Origin of the sequence: Parabacteroides acidifaciens, from assembly GCF_003363715.1 — a bacterium.
Taxonomy (GTDB): domain Bacteria; phylum Bacteroidota; class Bacteroidia; order Bacteroidales; family Tannerellaceae; genus Parabacteroides; species Parabacteroides acidifaciens.
Genome location: NZ_QREV01000001.1, coordinates 91,277 through 107,712, shown reverse-complemented (window position 1 = coordinate 107,712; position 16,436 = coordinate 91,277). Strand labels below are relative to the sequence as shown.

The 16,436-nt window shown below is 48.0% G+C and carries 13 protein-coding genes and 1 riboswitch; of the genes, 2 read left to right on the top strand and 11 right to left on the bottom strand.

What is annotated here, in order from left to right; all coding sequences use genetic code 11:
• Positions 1–33 precede the first annotated feature (33 nt).
• On the top strand, positions 34–792 hold the full coding sequence (locus tag DWU89_RS00415) for a polyprenol monophosphomannose synthase (RefSeq protein WP_115497724.1): 759 nt from the start codon (positions 34–36) through the stop codon (positions 790–792).
• A 74-nt stretch (positions 793–866) separates the two neighbouring features.
• Here the strand turns inward: DWU89_RS00415 and DWU89_RS00410 are convergent, their stop codons facing one another.
• Both DWU89_RS00410 and DWU89_RS00405 read right to left on the bottom strand, forming a co-directional pair.
• Positions 867–1,985: a hybrid sensor histidine kinase/response regulator gene (locus tag DWU89_RS00410; protein ID WP_115497723.1), complete on the bottom strand. Its 1,119-nt coding sequence runs from the start codon at positions 1,983–1,985 to the stop codon at positions 867–869.
• Between the two features lie 95 nt (positions 1,986–2,080).
• Positions 2,081–2,443, bottom strand: coding sequence for a response regulator (locus tag DWU89_RS00405; RefSeq protein ID WP_115497722.1), 363 nt, complete (start codon positions 2,441–2,443; stop codon positions 2,081–2,083).
• 116 nt (positions 2,444–2,559) lie between these two features.
• Between DWU89_RS00405 and DWU89_RS00400 the strand changes: the two genes are divergently transcribed.
• Positions 2,560–5,010: an alpha-L-arabinofuranosidase C-terminal domain-containing protein gene (locus DWU89_RS00400; RefSeq protein ID WP_115497721.1), complete on the top strand. Its 2,451-nt coding sequence runs from the start codon at positions 2,560–2,562 to the stop codon at positions 5,008–5,010.
• Between the two features lie 143 nt (positions 5,011–5,153).
• Here DWU89_RS00400 and DWU89_RS00395 read toward each other — a convergent pair whose 3' ends face one another.
• The 9 genes from DWU89_RS00395 to thiD all read right to left on the bottom strand — a co-directional run bounded on the left by DWU89_RS00395 (position 5,154) and on the right by thiD (position 16,220).
• Positions 5,154–7,502: a family 20 glycosylhydrolase gene (locus DWU89_RS00395; protein ID WP_115497720.1), complete on the bottom strand. Its 2,349-nt coding sequence runs from the start codon at positions 7,500–7,502 to the stop codon at positions 5,154–5,156.
• Positions 7,503–7,684: 182 nt separating this feature from the next.
• Positions 7,685–8,965 carry a serine hydroxymethyltransferase gene (gene glyA, locus DWU89_RS00390; protein ID WP_115497719.1) on the bottom strand — a complete coding sequence of 427 codons (1,281 nt, stop codon included), beginning with the start codon at positions 8,963–8,965 and terminating at the stop codon, positions 7,685–7,687.
• A gap of 107 nt (positions 8,966–9,072) precedes the next feature.
• Positions 9,073–9,387: a type II toxin-antitoxin system RelE/ParE family toxin gene (locus DWU89_RS00385; RefSeq protein WP_115497718.1), complete on the bottom strand. Its 315-nt coding sequence runs from the start codon at positions 9,385–9,387 to the stop codon at positions 9,073–9,075.
• Positions 9,388–9,399: 12 nt separating this feature from the next.
• A complete protein-coding gene (locus DWU89_RS00380; RefSeq protein WP_115497717.1) occupies positions 9,400–9,654 on the bottom strand; it encodes a hypothetical protein in 255 nt (84 codons plus the stop codon).
• Between the two features lie 92 nt (positions 9,655–9,746).
• Positions 9,747–10,808, bottom strand: coding sequence for a Gfo/Idh/MocA family oxidoreductase (locus DWU89_RS00375; protein WP_115497716.1), 1,062 nt, complete (start codon positions 10,806–10,808; stop codon positions 9,747–9,749).
• 1,525 nt (positions 10,809–12,333) lie between these two features.
• Positions 12,334–14,040, bottom strand: coding sequence for a phosphomethylpyrimidine synthase ThiC (gene thiC / locus DWU89_RS00370; protein ID WP_115497715.1), 1,707 nt, complete (start codon positions 14,038–14,040; stop codon positions 12,334–12,336).
• 16 nt (positions 14,041–14,056) lie between these two features.
• Positions 14,057–14,794, bottom strand: a complete 738-nt coding sequence (locus DWU89_RS00365; RefSeq protein WP_115497714.1) for a thiamine phosphate synthase — start codon at positions 14,792–14,794, stop codon at positions 14,057–14,059.
• Positions 14,785–15,384 carry a thiamine phosphate synthase gene (locus tag DWU89_RS00360; protein ID WP_115497713.1) on the bottom strand — a complete coding sequence of 200 codons (600 nt, stop codon included), beginning with the start codon at positions 15,382–15,384 and terminating at the stop codon, positions 14,785–14,787. Before DWU89_RS00360 ends, DWU89_RS00365 begins: the two co-directional genes overlap by 10 nt.
• A complete protein-coding gene (thiD, locus tag DWU89_RS00355; protein ID WP_115497712.1) occupies positions 15,381–16,220 on the bottom strand; it encodes a bifunctional hydroxymethylpyrimidine kinase/phosphomethylpyrimidine kinase in 840 nt (279 codons plus the stop codon). Before thiD ends, DWU89_RS00360 begins: the two co-directional genes overlap by 4 nt.
• Positions 16,221–16,238: 18 nt before the next feature.
• Positions 16,239–16,338, bottom strand: a riboswitch (TPP riboswitch).
• Positions 16,339–16,436 lie beyond the last annotated feature (98 nt).

Here is a 16,436-nt window from a genome sequence, read left to right as displayed (position 1 = left end):
ATATGTACCTTCGCCCTACAAATTAGAAGGATTATGTCAGACAGTATTGTTATTATTCCCACTTACAACGAGAAGGAGAATATCGAAAATATTATTCGGGCTGTATTTGGGTTGGAGAAAGAATTTCATATTTTGATTATAGATGACGGATCGCCCGATGGTACGGCGGATATTGTAAAACGATTGCAAAAAGAGTTTCCCGAAAGCCTTTTCATGGTGGAACGTAAAGGCAAATTGGGATTGGGTACGGCTTATATCTGCGGATTCAAGTGGGCGATAGAACACAAGTACGATTTTGTATTCGAAATGGATGCAGACTTCAGTCATAATCCGAACGATCTTCCCAAACTATATGCAGCCTGTACGGAACAGGGTGGCGATGTGGCAGTCGGCTCCCGTTACTGCAATGGCGTGAATGTCGTGAACTGGCCGCTGGGACGTGTGCTGATGTCTTACTATGCTTCCGTATATGTCCGCTTTGTAACAGGTATGAAGGTGCAGGATACGACAGCCGGTTTCAAGTGTTACCGCCGGGAAGTGCTCGAGACGATCGATCTGGACCATATCCACTTCAAGGGTTACGCCTTTCAGATAGAAATGAAGTTTACGGCGTATAAATGTGGCTTTAAGATCGTAGAGGTCCCTATCATCTTCATCAACCGGATATTGGGAACGTCAAAGATGAATTCTTCTATTTTCGGAGAAGCCCTGTTCGGCGTGTTAAAGCTGAAGTGGTGGAGCTTATTCAAAAAGTATCCGCAGAAAGGAAACCGGAAGGCAATTGCCGGATAATATACTACAGATAATAAATGAAAAAAGCTGCATCCCGAAAGGTGCAGCTTTTTTCATTTATATATCTTTTGTTCTTATTCCTGATTCAGTGCGTTTAGAGAGAAATGGAACGTAGTGCCCTTTCCTTCTTCCGAGTCAAACCACAGTTTACCGCCCATTTGTTCCACAAAGTCCTTACAGAGCATCAAGCCTAAGCCGGAGCCTTTTTCATTATTCGTTCCGTAAGAGGTAAAATGCGTATTTTGTTTGAGCAGTTTACCCTGGTCCTCGGCTTTGATCCCCTTGCCGGAATCCTTGACACTGACAATGACAAAGTTGCCATCCGTCTTGGTCGATATCGTAATCGTTCCCTTTTCGTAGCTGAACTTAACTGCATTTGATACTAAATTGCGGACAATAGTCTTTACCATGTCGATGTCCACCGATCCCATCAGCTCTTTGTCCAAACCGTCAATAACGATAGATATGCCTTTCTGGGCAGCCATCGGGATAAATATATCGGCAGTACTGCTTACAATACTGTTAATGTCTACTTGTTGCTTGTAAATGCTTTGTTTGTTCAGCCGGTTTTTGGCCCACTTCAGCAAGTTGTCGAGCAACTGGAATATTTCTTCCGATGTCTTGTTCATCATCTGGAGCATCTCATACACTTCGTCGCTGACCTGACTCTTATCGACCATCATCAGGATGGCGTTATTCATCATTTTAAGGGAGCCAAGCGGAGAGCGCAAGTCATGCGCAATGACTGAATAGAGCGTATCGCGTGATTCGATTGTGTTTTCAAGCTCCTGTTTGATACGTTTGATGCTGAACAGTTCGTAACGGTGGGCGACACGTTTCACCAACTCTTCCCGTTGGAACGGCTTCGTTACATATTCCGTAGCCCCCAGCTGATAGCCTTTTACAATACTCTGCATGTCACTCAAAGCAGACATGATGATTACGGGGATATTATTGGTTTCAGGATTGCTCTTCAGGTGTTGCAACACTTCATAACCATCCATTTCCGGCATCATGATATCAAGCAAAATAAGATTGGGATGCTTTTCCTGGGCGATACGCAATGCTTTTGCTCCACTGTCTGTTGTCAGTAGTGTGTAGCCTTCTTTTTTCAATATCGCTTGAACAAGCATTACGTTAGTAGGTACGTCATCTACTACTAATACAGTATATTGTGATGCTAAGTTTTCCATTTGATTCTGCACTTTTCTTGATATTCAAATACTATCAATGATACAAATGTATTTAATTCTGCTGATATAATTGCTTTTTTCTCTGAAAATAAATATTATTTCAATAAAACTTTTATCCTCGTTTTTAGTTCTTCGGGGTTAAATGGCTTAAGAATAAAATCGTTAGCGCCCTTTTCAAAGAGCCGTGTCCTGTCGGAGTCGCTTTCAACACTCGTCAGAATGAGTATCGGAATATGTGAAAGATTTTCGTTCTCTTTTAAAGCTGTAACAAATTCTTCCCCGTTCATTTCCGGCATCATAAGATCCGAAATAATGGCATCCGGCATGTTTCCCTCCTTCAGCCAATTAAGAGCAATAATCGGATTCTCCACATACTTTACATTGTATCCGGATAAATAAAGTGTTATAATTTTCGCAATTTCCGGTTTATCATCTACTAAAAGGATAGATTTATTCATAAGGCTGTCGTTCTTGGGTTTTATTTATGTATTTATTTTACAAATATAATCATTTGTCCGAAATAACCTTCTTTAGTCAGTGGCTTTTTATAGAAATTATTCTTTAAGTTTGCACCATGAAATCGAATTCACTTCTTTTAGCGCTTTTACTGGTAAGCTGCCAGCCGGAAATGCCTGTCACATCTTCTATCCTGGTGGATGGGGAAGGATTGACGGTCCCGGTGAATAAAGAACTGTATGGCTTGACAATAGAAGAGATTAATCATGCGGTGGATGGCGGCATTTATGCCGAACTTATACAGAACCGGAGTTTTGAGGACGGAGTGCCGCCTTTGAACTGCCCCTTTGATCCTGTCCGCCGTGTTCTGACGACGCCAAATGGTTGGACTATCCCTTTTTTGCGTCCTGATTCGGTTCCCGGATGGCGCCGTTTTTCTCCTACTTCCTATATGTACCCGGACACGAAAGAGCTGATTAATGACAAAAACCGCCGTTCCCTGTTGGTCTCTGTTTCCGCATCGGCCGAAATCGGGAAAGGCGGCGTAATAGCGGATGGATATCAGGGGATTCCTATCCGTGAAGGCGAGAAATATGATTTGTCTTTCTATATAAAAGGCGCCTCTATGGTTCCGAAAACCGTAAGCTTTACATTGGCCGATTCAACGGGAAATACGGCTTTCAGTGAAGTATTCCGTGTTGCTCCGGCTTATGAGTGGAAGAAATATAAACATACTTTTACGGCGACATCGACTACCGGTAAAGCGGTGTTAACCGTCACGACAGACAGTTCGGCTGTCTTCTGGCTGGATGTCGTATCCCTCTTTCCGCAAAAGACTTGGAAGGAGCGGCCGAACGGATTACGGCCGGAGCTGATGGAGTTAATTGCCGCTTTGCAACCTAAGTTTATCCGTTTTCCGGGAGGCAGCTTTGTGGAAGGATACACGGCCGGAACCTATCCCGTCTGGCGTGAAACGATAGGCGATATTGCCGAACGTAAGCATTTCTGGAATGTCTGGGCGTATGGCACGACAAACGGAGTCGGCTATCATGAATACCTGCAGATGTGCGAGGACCTGAACGCCGAGCCCGTCTATGTCATTAACAGCGGTGTGACCAGCCAGAGCCGCCGTCCGCGTTACGAAGATATTACGGCGATGGACAAATTGGTACAGGATGCTTTGGATGCTATTGCCTATGCCAACGAGCCTGCCGATTCCATCATGGGTGCATTGCGTGCAAAGCATGGACATCCGGAACCCTTCGGACTGAAGTATGTAGAGATAGGGAGCGAGAACTACGGGCAGGAGTACACGAAACGTTTCGCCCTGTTTAAGAAGGCGATCAATGAAGTTTATCCGGATGTTACGGTGGTAAGCAGTTCCTACATAAAAGGAAAGAACCGGAACGAATGGTCGGACACGCATCTTTACGCGAGTGAATCTTTCCTGATCTCCAATTACAACAGATATACAGCCGGACGGTATTCGCGTCGTATGCCACCTGTGTTTATCGGCGAGTTCGGGTTATCCGGCGGAACACAGCCCGGAAGCTTGCGGGCAGCTATCGCAGAGGCCTGTTTCCTTGTCGGCGTGGAGAACGGACAGGATATCGTAAGGCGTTTGGCTTATGCCCCGATCGTCGGAAACACAAAATACAAGATGGAACGCTATCCGGCTATTTCCTTTGACGGCGGGCAGATTGCCGTTTCTCCCTCTTACCACCTGCTGCAAATGTTCGGCAACAACAGGGGTGACGAAGTCTTGAAGACGGAGGTGCGAACGTATCAGAAACCGCAGGTTACGTTCGGGCGTGCCGGCATCGAGATGTTCGACAATAGTTATGACTTTAAGGAAGTGAAAATAAATAATTCGCCGGTTACGGAAGGAACGGTTATGACGGGAAGCTGGAAAGTAGACCAGGGAACCTTGATCCCCGTACCGAACCGCTGGAATTACCTCTTGTTGGGTGATTCCACCGCTTATGATTATACCTTTTCCGCCGATATCAGAAGGACGAAAGGGAGCGGGCAGATCCAGTTCCGTGTGCGTGACAACGGGTTGCCCGGCGAACAGAACGACTATATCGGGATGACAATCGGAGGGGGCTTTGCCGAGCTTTACCGCCAGGCCGGTGGAGTGAGGGATACGTTATGCGCTCCCGTATCCTATCCGTTCCAGAGCAATCGCTGGTATAATGTAAGGATAAGCTGCAAGGATGAGCATATCAGTTGCTTCGTCGATGATACATTGGTCCATGATGTTATCATCCCTTCCATTCCGTCGTTGGTTTCAACCGCTACGCTGGATAAGGAAAACAATACGGTTATCCTGAAAGTGGTCAACACGACTCAGCATGAAGAAAGGACAGAGCTCGACCTGCAAGGTCTCAATGTCAAAAATACGGCGGAAATCATCCAGCTGACAGGTGATCCCGATGCGCGCAATACTTTCGGCAAACCGGATGCAATCGTGCCGGAAACGAAAGAGATTACTTTCTCTATGAGTGGCCCCAAAGTATATAATTTCCCTCCGAACTCGATTACGATTATGAAGCTCAAAGTCGATTGATATTTGGATAGGCATCGGAGCGGAAACGGTTGCCCATCCAATTGTTATCCGATGCCTATCCGTTTCTCGTCCGGTACTTATCGGATAAAACAAGAAAAGGCTGCCTTTTGCGAGACAGCCTTTTCAGTTTTGTATAACGTTGATTAATGAACCAACATCTCGGGAGTGATCTTAACGAACTTGTCGGTGTCGGCTTTGCGCAGCTTCACACTGCCGTCATTCCAATTGGAAGGCCAGCCGCCGATGATATGTCCTAAGAATACAACCTTGATTTCGTGCAAACCTTTTGACAACGCTGCAGAACTGTCGTGGCGGGAGAAACGTTTTACTTCGCCGCCGTTGTTCACTAACAATTTGCCGTCGATCCAGACTTCTTCGTTATCGGAAGAAATATAGTAAACGCCGTCTTCCGGAATGTTTACATAGCCGGTTGCGATGGCCGCATATTGCTTAACGCCGCGCATCGATTCGCTTGTCTTGACAACGCTGGTGATTTCACGCAAATCTTTGATCACGGATTTCTTCCATTCCTTTGCGTCAACCAATTTGGAGGTGTTCAGGTACATTCCGTCCGTCACCTGCATTTCCAGGCCCGGAGTTGTTTTGGCTACTTCCTTGGCCGGTGCCAACGCCTGCTTTTCAACTGTGATCGTACGTGTCTTGCTCATCTTGCCGGAAGGCAATACGGAGCGGATCTTCAGCACGCCGGATTCCGTAAACTCGATAGGAGCGGTGTAAACCGTCGATTCGGGAGTCGGTTCTGTTCCGTCGATCGTATAAACCACCTTGATCGGGCGGCTTGTTTTAAATTCCAGGGAAGCCTTGTCTGTGAAAGCCACGAAGTTGCAGGAACCGTTCGGCTGTTCGGGTTGCGGGATATGGTAGTTGATATTTAACGCATCCAAACGAACCAGTGCATTGTCCAGGCGACGTTCGAAATCCTTATAGTCCTTGCGTGCCAGCGGTGTCCAACCTATTTCGGCAACAGCCAGGACACGCGGGTAAGCGCGGTATTCCAGAAGATCCGTGTTATACATATATTCAGACCACAAATTGCTCTGTACGCCTTTGATGAAATGATCTTTTCCGGCAGCCACCAATGTGTCCGGCGTCGGGTTGTAGGCATATACTCTTTCCAACGGGTCGTAACCGCCGATAGAAACCGGTTCGATCTTGGGATCGCCCTGGAACTGGTCGATATACATACCGTTGCTGCTCGGAGTCATGATCGCTTCGTGTCCCAGATTGGCAGCGGCGATACCGCCTTCTTCACCACGCCATGACATGACGGTTGCAGTAGGAGCAAGGCCGCCTTCCAGGATTTCATCCCAGCCGATGATCTTCTTTCCATGCTTTTCAGCCAGGTATTTTTCCATACGCTGAACGAAATAGCTCTGCAGCTTTTCTTCGGCGGAGTGTTCCTTGTCTGCTTTCAAACCTTCTTCGCGGATACGTTTCTGGCAAAGCGGACAGTTTTTCCAGCTGATTTTCGGACATTCGTCACCTCCGATATGGATATATTCGCCGGGGAAAAGAGGAGCGACTTCATCGAATACGCCCTGCATGAACTCGAACGGTTCTTCTTTTCCGGCACACATGACGATGTCTTCCACACCCCAGATAATACGCGGAGTGGTCGGCTCGCCCTTGCAGGAAAGTTCGGGATAGGCGGCGATGGCAGCCAGTTCATGTCCCGGAAGTTCGATTTCCGGCACGATCGTGATAAAGCGGTCGGCGGCATATTTAACGATTTCCTTAATCTGGTCCTGTGTATAGAAACCTCCGTATTCGGTACCTTCACCGTCGATACGTTTGGAGCCGATTTCCGTCAGCTTCGGGTATTTCTTGATCTCGATACGCCAGCCCTGGTCGTCTGTCAGGTGCCAGTGCATACGGTTGATCTTGAACAAAGCTAACACGTCGAGATGTTTTTTTACATTCTCTACCGGAATGAAATGGCGGCAAGGGTCGAGCATGATGCCGCGATATCCGAAACGCGGTTCGTCTTTCACAGTCACGCAGGGAGCCGTCCAGGCAATGCCGTTAACAACAGCCTGGCTTTCGATCTCGGCCGGAAGCAGTTGCATGAATGTCTGCATACCGTAGAATAAGCCCTGCGGATTCTTTGCTTTGACAGTAACGCCGTTCGGTGTAACGTCCAGCGTATAGCCTTCATCGTTTACATCCAGTGTTTCGTCGATCGTCAGTGCGATGCCGTTTGAAGCGGCTTTGTCGCTGACAGTTATCTGATAGCCGGTAGCCAGATTCATCTGGGCTGCGAAATATTCGGCAACTGTTTTAGCTTCCGGTGTGGAAGCGGAGAAAGCGGTGTTCTTGTTTAGTTTAAAACTGCCCTCGTTCTGGACGAGGCTTACAGGAGTCGGGATTACATTGATGCCCTGGTTGTAAGACATCTGCTTTGTAGGCCCTTCGCTGCACGACGCAAGAATACAAAGTGCTGCGCCGGCACACATCGAAATGAGTTTCATCATGTTTTTTGGTGTTTTTTGTATGAATGAAAGAAGTATGTGACAAAACTACTTGTTCCCGCGCTTGACGCGGGATCGCATTAGAACTGAACGATATAAATCGCTTATTGATAAAGCCTGTCCTTTTGCGGCCCCGCGTCAAGCGCGGGGACAAGGGGTTTTGCCACACCCTCTCTGTATTAATTTTACCAAGCGAAGATAGGATATTCCTTCATAATGCCGTTTACTTTTTCGCGAACAGCAGTGATAGTCTTGTCGCATTCGGGCGAGGCCAGTACAGTGTCGATCATTTCTACGATTTCAGCCATCAACGGTTCTTTAGCGCCGCGAGTGGTGATAGCCGGAGTTCCGACACGGATACCGGAAGTCTGGAAAGCCGAACGGCTGTCGAACGGAACCATGTTCTTGTTCACCGTGATATCGGCAGCGACCAATGCTTTTTCAGCGACTTTACCTGTCAGATCGGGGAACTTCTTGCGCAGGTCGATCAGCATGCTATGGTTATCCGTACCATCGGAGATGATCTTGTAACCTTTATCGATAAATGCTTTTGCCATAGCGGCAGCATTTGCCTTCACCTGTGCCTGGTAGGTCTTGTATTCCGGTTCCAACGCTTCGCCGAAAGCGACAGCTTTTGCAGCGATCACATGTTCCAGCGGACCTCCCTGAATACCCGGGAATACGGCTGAATCCAGCAACTGGGACATCTTCTTGATCTCGCCCTTCGGAGTCTTCTTACCCCAGGGGTTTTCGAAGTCTTTACCTAACAGGATGATACCTCCGCGCGGACCACGCAATGTTTTGTGTGTCGTAGAAGTTACGATGTGGGCATATTCCAACGGATTGTTCAGCAAACCGGCAGCAATCAGACCTGCAGGGTGAGCCATGTCGATCATCAACAGAGCGCCAACCTTGTCAGCGATTTCACGCATGCGCTTGTAGTCCCATTCGCGGGAATAAGCGGAACCGCCACCGACGATCAATTTCGGTTTTTCACGCAAGGCGACTTCTTCCATCTGGTCGTAGTCGACACGGCCGGTTTCTTCTTTTACGTTATATTCTGTCGCATGGTATAAGATACCCGAACTGTTTACTGGAGAACCGTGAGAAAGGTGGCCGCCGTGTGCCAGGTTCAAACCGAGGAATGTATCGCCCGGGTTCAACACTGCCAGAAATACGGCTGCATTCGCTTGTGCACCTGAATGAGGCTGTACGTTCGCCCATTCTGCATTGAAAATCTGTTTCAACCGTTCGATAGCGATGGTTTCGCTCTGGTCTACTACTTCGCAACCTCCATAATAGCGCTTGCCGGGATACCCTTCGGCGTATTTGTTGGTCAGGCAGCTACCCATGGCTTGCATCACCTGGTCGCTTACAAAGTTTTCGGAAGCAATCAGTTCTATGCCTTTAGCCTGGCGCTGATGTTCCTTCTCAATGATGTCGAAAATGATATTGTCTCTTTTCATTACATGTAAAATTGGTTATTGCAATGAATCCCTTTTCTTTTAATGGGACCGTTGGCAAATTTACGATAAAAAATTGTATAGAGGGATAAAATAGTCTTGAAATATACTTATAACTTCAACATCTTATATAGGTTGGATGGATTTTGCCGACAATCGAAAATGGCTACAATGTAGATGAACTCTCCTTTGATGAGATAGACAATCTTGTAATCTCCTTCGATCAGGGAACGAAAAGACTCCATTCCTTGATAATCCGTTTCGGCTTTCCCTAAATAAGGCAAATGTGTCAAACGTTCCACTTGCTTTTTTATGGGATAGACGCGTTTCCGAAGCGTTTTTTTCCCGAAAGCTTTGTAAAAGTCGTGAATCTCTTTCATTTGTCTGATCGCTTGATCAGTCCAGTAAGGTTTTAGTCTTGTCATGTCTTTGCAGTTTTACCAGGTTTTCATTTCTTCTTCCAGTTCTTCAGTTGACAGGCATTTTCCTTCATCGATATCTATCAGTGATTGCCTTAAAATTTCCATCTGTTCTTCATGTGTATATACGCAGGGACGTTTCAACGGAAGGGCGGACATATCTATAAACTTATCTAAAGCCCTTCTCAGATAAGGGATCAGCTCCGGATTATCTATATCCAGAATATCCTCGATCAAGAGCTGCTTCATTGCATTTAATTCCATAGTTGTCATATTGTAGTTATATTATATGTTGATACAGTTGCAAATATAAGTATATCAAATGAAATAGTCCGTATAAAACCGGACTATTTCTTAAGCTTCTCTTATTTTCCAAATTTGACCACTTTTCCCTCTTTGCTACTTTCCCAAGCCGCTTCGATCAGGCGGATGACGGGCAATACGCCGGCGGCGTCCGTCTGGAGCGGTTCGGAGAGGCGGAGGTGGCGGTGGATGTTGTCGTAGAAGCCGGCGTAGTTTCCGGCAAGACTGGGATATTTGTGGCGGACGATGTTACCGTCTTTTTCCGTATGAAGGAGGCCCCAGATGCTTTCGTCTTCCACTCCCCAATTAGCAGTGCCGGGCATCAGGCCTTCGTTCAGATCGGCTTCCTGCCGGTCCAGACCGTATTTGACAAACGAACCTTCCGTGCCGTGCAGCACAAAACGGGGTTCCGGTTCACACATCAGGTAACTCGATTTCAGTGTCACCTTCACATGCGGCGCTTTGGAGGGGCGAAGCAGGTGTATCACAAAGTAATCGTCCACCAGTCCTCCGGTACGGATAATATCTATGTCTGCAAAAATAGCTTCCGGCACGCCGAACAACTGGACAGCCTGGTCGATGACATGCGCCCCGAGGTTATAGGTCAAGCCGCCGCCCATCTCGCCGGTCTCTTTCCACGTTCCGGGCTTGATAAAGTTACGATAGCGCGGAAAGGTTGATTCGAACTCGACGAGGCGTCCCAACACCCCTTTGTCTAAAATCTCTTTGACCGTCAGGAAATCCGAATCCCAGCGCCTGTTTTGATACACACTTAGGGCCAACCCTTTGGAGCGGGCAAGCGCAATGAGTTCTTCCCCCTGTCGGACCGTCGCCGTGAAAGGCTTTTCCACAATCACGTTCTTTCCGGCTTCCAGCGCACGGCGGGCATAGTCATAATGCGTGCTGTCCGGTGTGTTGACGACAATCAGTTCCAGTTCGTCCATCGCAATCAATTCGTCAAAGCTGCGCACGATGCGTGCCGACGGGTAGCGCTCTTTCGAGAGTTCCTTACTGCGCTCTGTGATTGCCGTCAGGCAGAAAGCCGGGTTCGTACTGATAAACGGAGCATGAAATATCTGCCCGGACATACCGAAGGCTGCCAAACCTGTTTTGATCTTATCCATAATGATGCTTTTTTTGCGAAGATATAAATATTATATTAAACAATAACCCCCCTTTTCAGCCGTTTTTCTATTTCGTCCGAAATCTTGATCGATTTTGGATTGACTTTTTTTCATGGTTTTAACCTACTCGGGTGACAACAGAGAAAATGAGGTGCCGAGCCCATACCAAAAAGCGTACAATTTGATTACCAAAAGACAGAAATGCCGGCAAAGTGATAAACCTTAACTCCCGGAGAATCGAATATTTGCGAACAAATGCGGACGGCGTTCCAAATATCCCAAGGAAATTTTGGGGGCTTGTTGCCGTGAGGTGCGCAGAAAATTCCCTTGAAGTAACGCTTCATCGCTTTGAAGGTTGACTTCGTGCTATATGAAGTCTGACTTCGGGGCAATAAAGTTCCGGATCAGAGCGATAAAGTCCCTCTTTATGGCGATAAGGTGCCGGATCATAGGAAAAAGCCCCTTTTTGGCAGCTGAAAAGTAGGTTGACATTTGTTTGAATTAGGGGACCTTTCGAGCTCAAAAAATGCGTTTTTTACAATAACCCCTCTGCCGCAGGCTCTCTTTTGCCGTTTCGTTTTAACAAACGGTTTTAGGGCTTAGAGATATGTCAAAAGTCCCTTGTCCCCGCGCTTGACGCGGGGCCGCAAAAGAACAGGCCTTATCAATCAGTTGTTTATACGGTCGGTTTTAATGCGATCCCGCGTCAAGCGCGGGAACAGGGCAGTTTTGACACATCCCCCAAAAGAGAGTCTACGGCAGGGAGGCTTATTGTAAAAAACGCATTTTTCAAGCCCAGAAGACATCCGAAACCAAACAAATGTTAATCCGCTTTTTGGGCCTTAAAAAGGGACTTTTTCCTCTTTTTTGAGCGTTTCCAGCAATTGTGACCGTCCTCTTTGCCATCGCGACCGTGCTAATAGGTAGTGCACTCGGCACCTCGCGAAGATTAGCACGGTCGTAATGGCGATTTGGACGGTCGTAATTGAAAAAAGGACCGTCTTAAGGGCAAAAAAGCACTTGAATTTCCTTGGAATATTTGGGACGCCGTCCGTTTTGTTTTCAAATATTCGATTCTCCGGGAGTTAAGCATTATCACATTGTCGGTGTTTCCGATTTTCAGCAATCAAATTGTACGCTTTCCGGAACGGACTGCGCACCTCGTTTTTCCTATTGTCAGAAAGGGGAGTTTAAAACGTGAAAAGAGTCAATCCAAAATCGATCAAGATTTCGGATGAAATAGAAAAACGGCAGGAAAGGGGGGATATTGTATATTTTCATCAGGTTTGCAGGAGGTTCAAAACTTGCCAGATTTGAAACAATAAATGATGATTTATCGGTAAGTTGCTATGTTTGTATTACCGGACGCAGACGGGCGCAGACGACGCAGAGGAACGCAGATCATTTATTGTTTTAAAAGAAAATAAGTCTGCGTTCCTCTGCGTTATCTGCGCCCGTCTGCGTCCGGTAAATACGAGCAAACACCCCGTTAAATCATCATTTACCGTATCCAAAGGCGGGCTATCTACTTCCCGCAATCTTCTTTATGCAAGTCCTTACTTAGGCGCATGGCACAGAAGTTCGGGCCGCACATCGTACAGTATTCGCCATCCGTCACGGCGCTGTCCTTGTAGTATTGCAGGGCGCGTTCCGGATCGAGCGACAGGTTGAACTGGTCTTTCCAACGGAACTCAAAGCGGGCTTTGCTCAAGGCATTGTCACGCACTTGTGCGCCGGGATGCCCTTTGGCCAGGTCGGCGGCATGGGCGGCAATCTTATAGGCGACAACACCTGTACGGACGTCTTCCTTGTCCGGCAGCCCGAGATGTTCTTTCGGGGTGACGTAGCAGATCATTGCCGTTCCGTGCCAAGCGATCTGGGCGGCTCCGATTGCGGATGTGATATGGTCGTAACCCGGTGCGATATCGGTTGTCAACGGGCCTAATGTGTAGAACGGAGCGTTGTGGCAGGCATATTGCTGTTCTTTCATATTCTCCTGTATCTTGTTCATGGGGACGTGGCCCGGTCCCTCGATGATGACCTGTACGAACTGGTCCCAGGCGATCTGTGTCAACTCGCCCATCGTATGCAGTTCGGCAAACTGGGCGGCATCATTGGCATCATAGATGGAACCCGGACGGAGACCGTCGCCGATCGAGACGGCAATGTCATACATCTTCAGTATTTCGCAGATTTCGGCGAAATGGGTATAAAGGAAGTTCTCTTCATTATGAATCTGCATCCATTTAGCCATGATCGAGCCTCCGCGTGAAACGATACCGGTCAGGCGCGTCTGCGTCAGTTCGACGTGTTTCTTCAGCAGGCCGGCGTGGATGGTGAAGTAGTCGACGCCTTGTTCGGCCTGTTCGATCAGCGTGTCGCGGTAAATCTCCCAACTCAGGTCTTCGATCTTTCCGTCCACTTTCTCCAAAGCCTGGTAGATAGGGACTGTTCCCATCGGCACAGGGCAATTGCGGATGATCCATTCGCGCGTCTCGTGGATGTTGTTGCCGGTGGAAAGGTCCATTAGGGTGTCGCCTCCCCATTTGCAACTCCATACGGCCTTTTCGATCTCTTCGTTGATGCCGGACGAAAGGGCGGAGTTTCCGATATTCGTGTTGATCTTGACCAGGAACTTCCGGCCGATGATCATCGGTTCGGCTTCCGGGTGGTTGATGTTTGCCGGGATGATGGCGCGTCCGGCGGCAATCTCCTTGCGCACAAATTCCGGTGTGATATAGGATTTCAGGCCGAGGGCTTCGATTTGTTGGTTCTCGCGGATTGCCACGTATTCCATTTCGGGTGTGATCACGCGTCGTTTGGCATAATACATCTGGGTGATGTTTTTGCCCGGCTTCGCCCGGTAAGGCAGATGGTGTTTCGGGAAACGGATGGCGTCCAGCGACGGGTCTGCCAAACGCTGGCGGCCGTAGTCGGAGGTCAATTCTTCCAATTGTACCAGATCCTTGCGCCCTGCATACCAGGATTCGCGGATGCGGGGAATGCCGTTCTGCGTATTGACTGTGATTTTAGCGTCCGAGAACGGACCGCTGGTGTCATAAACGATTACGGGATTGTTCTTTTTGTGGATCAGTTCTCCGTCTTCACCACGCGTGACGGTATCCAGTATCTTGATCTTGCGCATGCCCACATTTATCTTGTGGATGCTGCCGGGAACATAGATCTTTTCCGATGAAGGATAGGTAATGCGTATTCTGTTTTTACTTGCCATTGTATTGTATGTTTTTTTATATTTCTGAATCGTTCCTGCAAGGGTCCGGCTTGTGTTTGTTGATCTCCCTGATGAAACGGCGTGTTTCTTCCACCGGATCATCGGCATTGATGATCGCTCCGGAGACGGCGATGCCTTCTATCCCTGTTTCCATCAAGGGGGCAATATCTTCAAACTGAATGCCTCCGATGGCAAAGATAGGAATTTCGAGACCGGCTTCCCTATATTGTTCCATGATTTTTTGATATCCTTCCAATCCTAACACGGGGCTCAGGTTCTTTTTCGTCTCGGTAAAACGGTACGGCCCCAGGCCGATGTAAGAAGCGCCTTCCCGGTCCGCCTTCAAAATATCCTCGAAGGTGTTTGCCGTTGCGCCGACAAGGAAAAGGTCGTCCAAGCCTTTTTCGATGATGATCCGCCAGGCTTCTGATACCGGCATATCGTTTTTCCCTAAATGGACGCAATGGATACCGGCTTTGATTGCCATTTCCAGGTTGTCATCCAGGCAGCAGACACAATCTAAACCGCCTTTGAACAGGGTGAAGTGCGAAACTTCTTTGGCGACTTCAAGGTTCAGATTGTCTTTCATGCGGAGCTGAACCCAGTTGCAACCGCCTTTGATTACCATCTTGATCTCATCCAGCTCTGTATATTTGTTTGTACGATGCGTGATGAACATAAGTCGGTTTTGGCCGGTGAAACAAGCATACCGGCCTCTGCCGGCGCAGCTCTCTAAATAATTGTCTAATTCCATGCTTGTAGTTTTTTATATTGTGTGATAATAATATCCTGTTTGTCTGTCGACGGACGCTCTCCCCAAAGCGCGCCCAACACGGCCGCTCCTCCGAAACGGAAAGGGCGGAGCAACGGGAGAGTGGCGAGGTCTATGCCGCCAAGGGCGAAAACCTTTTCGTTTATGATTCCGGCATCGGAGGCCTGTTGTAAGGTTTCCATTGCAAAACCACTTCCGTATCCTTCTTTCGAGATGCTCCGGAAGATAGGGCTCAGGAACAGATAGTCGAGCGACTGGTAGTGTCGGATTTCCTCGATGGAATGGCAGGAACGGCTGACCGTCCCCTTGAAGCCGGATGGCGCCAGGCTGTTGCGCCGGTTCAGGTGCACGCCTCCCAAGCCGTAATCTGTTGCCAGCGAAAAGCAGTCGTGGAGCACGATTTTCGGATAGTGGGCAGCCGGTATCTTATCCAGCAGCCGGCGCAGTTCGTCTATCTTTCCTTCCGGCTTACGCAGATGGAGAGATTGCATTCCTTCTTCAAAAAGCCGGGTGAGAATGATGTTTTCTCCCGGAAAGAAGCCCGGTGTCGTGATTACAATCAGCTTTTTCATGCTTTTATTTTTATCAGCGGAACGGGAGCGAACAGATGGTTCATAGGCCCATGCCCGTGTCCGGTCTGCACGTCAGCACCGGCTTCAAGGGCGGCTGTTACGTACTCTTTTGCCAAGCTTACGGCATCCGGCAATCCTTTTCCCAAAGCCATGTAAGCAGCAATTGCGGAAGACAGTGTGCATCCTGTGCCATGCGTGTTTTGTGTTTGAACAGCCGGGACAACCAATCGGAGAGGGGCTGAATCCTTCATGTACAGGATATCGGCCCTTTCGCTTCCTTCCAGATGGCCGCCTTTCATCAGGACGGAACGGCATCCCCGGGCTAAAAGCTCTTGAGCGGCTTTTTCCATCTCTTCTTCATTCCGTATCGGCATGCCTGACAGGAAAGCTGCTTCGTCTATATTCGGAGTCACTAACATGACCTTAGGGAACAATTCGTTTACAATGACTTCGATCGTCTCGTCTTCCATCAGCTTACTGCCGCTTGTCGAAATCATGACAGGGTCGAGAATTACTTTTGAAAGCGAAAAACGGTCGATCGCACAGGCTACAATCCCGGCAGCTTCCCGGTTATGCAACATCCCGATTTTTACGGCATCGACCGTTATATCCTCGAATACGGCATCTATCTGTCCTTCCACTATTTCCGGCGAAACAGCCTGTATCCCCCTTACACCCGTTGTATTCTGGGCGGTAATGGATGTTATTACAGAAGCACCGAAGACGCCTAATGCTGAAAATGTCTTCAGGTCCGCCTGTATTCCTGCACCGCCGCCGCTGTCTGAACCGGCAATTGTGAGTGCTACCGGATAGCGAAACATTGTGTTTGTTTTCATTTATATATAAAAAGGAGGGAAAAGCCTTGTCTGTTTTTTCCTACGGCGGCATTACCCGCATCAGGTTCACAGGGTATAATCTCAGCCCGTTTACAGTATGGCACCCCTTTCAACAGGCAAAGGTAGAAAGAATTTTTTTCAATTGGAAGATTATGTGCACGTTTTGGAACACTCTGTAAAAATAAACTGTTATACTTTTGCAGCGTTTAATTAGGG

Coding starts and splice junctions, on each gene's coding strand:
- DWU89_RS00415 (WP_115497724.1), top strand. CDS start 34: ATGTCAGACAGTATTGTTATTATTCCCACTTACAACGAGAAGGAGAAT.
- DWU89_RS00410 (WP_115497723.1), bottom strand. CDS start 1,985: ATGGAAAACTTAGCATCACAATATACTGTATTAGTAGTAGATGACGTA.
- DWU89_RS00405 (WP_115497722.1), bottom strand. CDS start 2,443: ATGAATAAATCTATCCTTTTAGTAGATGATAAACCGGAAATTGCGAAA.
- DWU89_RS00400 (WP_115497721.1), top strand. CDS start 2,560: ATGAAATCGAATTCACTTCTTTTAGCGCTTTTACTGGTAAGCTGCCAG.
- DWU89_RS00395 (WP_115497720.1), bottom strand. CDS start 7,502: ATGATGAAACTCATTTCGATGTGTGCCGGCGCAGCACTTTGTATTCTT.
- glyA (WP_115497719.1), bottom strand. CDS start 8,965: ATGAAAAGAGACAATATCATTTTCGACATCATTGAGAAGGAACATCAG.
- DWU89_RS00385 (WP_115497718.1), bottom strand. CDS start 9,387: ATGACAAGACTAAAACCTTACTGGACTGATCAAGCGATCAGACAAATG.
- DWU89_RS00380 (WP_115497717.1), bottom strand. CDS start 9,654: ATGACAACTATGGAATTAAATGCAATGAAGCAGCTCTTGATCGAGGAT.
- DWU89_RS00375 (WP_115497716.1), bottom strand. CDS start 10,808: ATGGATAAGATCAAAACAGGTTTGGCAGCCTTCGGTATGTCCGGGCAG.
- thiC (WP_115497715.1), bottom strand. CDS start 14,040: ATGGCAAGTAAAAACAGAATACGCATTACCTATCCTTCATCGGAAAAG.
- DWU89_RS00365 (WP_115497714.1), bottom strand. CDS start 14,794: ATGGAATTAGACAATTATTTAGAGAGCTGCGCCGGCAGAGGCCGGTAT.
- DWU89_RS00360 (WP_115497713.1), bottom strand. CDS start 15,384: ATGAAAAAGCTGATTGTAATCACGACACCGGGCTTCTTTCCGGGAGAA.
- thiD (WP_115497712.1), bottom strand. CDS start 16,220: ATGAAAACAAACACAATGTTTCGCTATCCGGTAGCACTCACAATTGCC.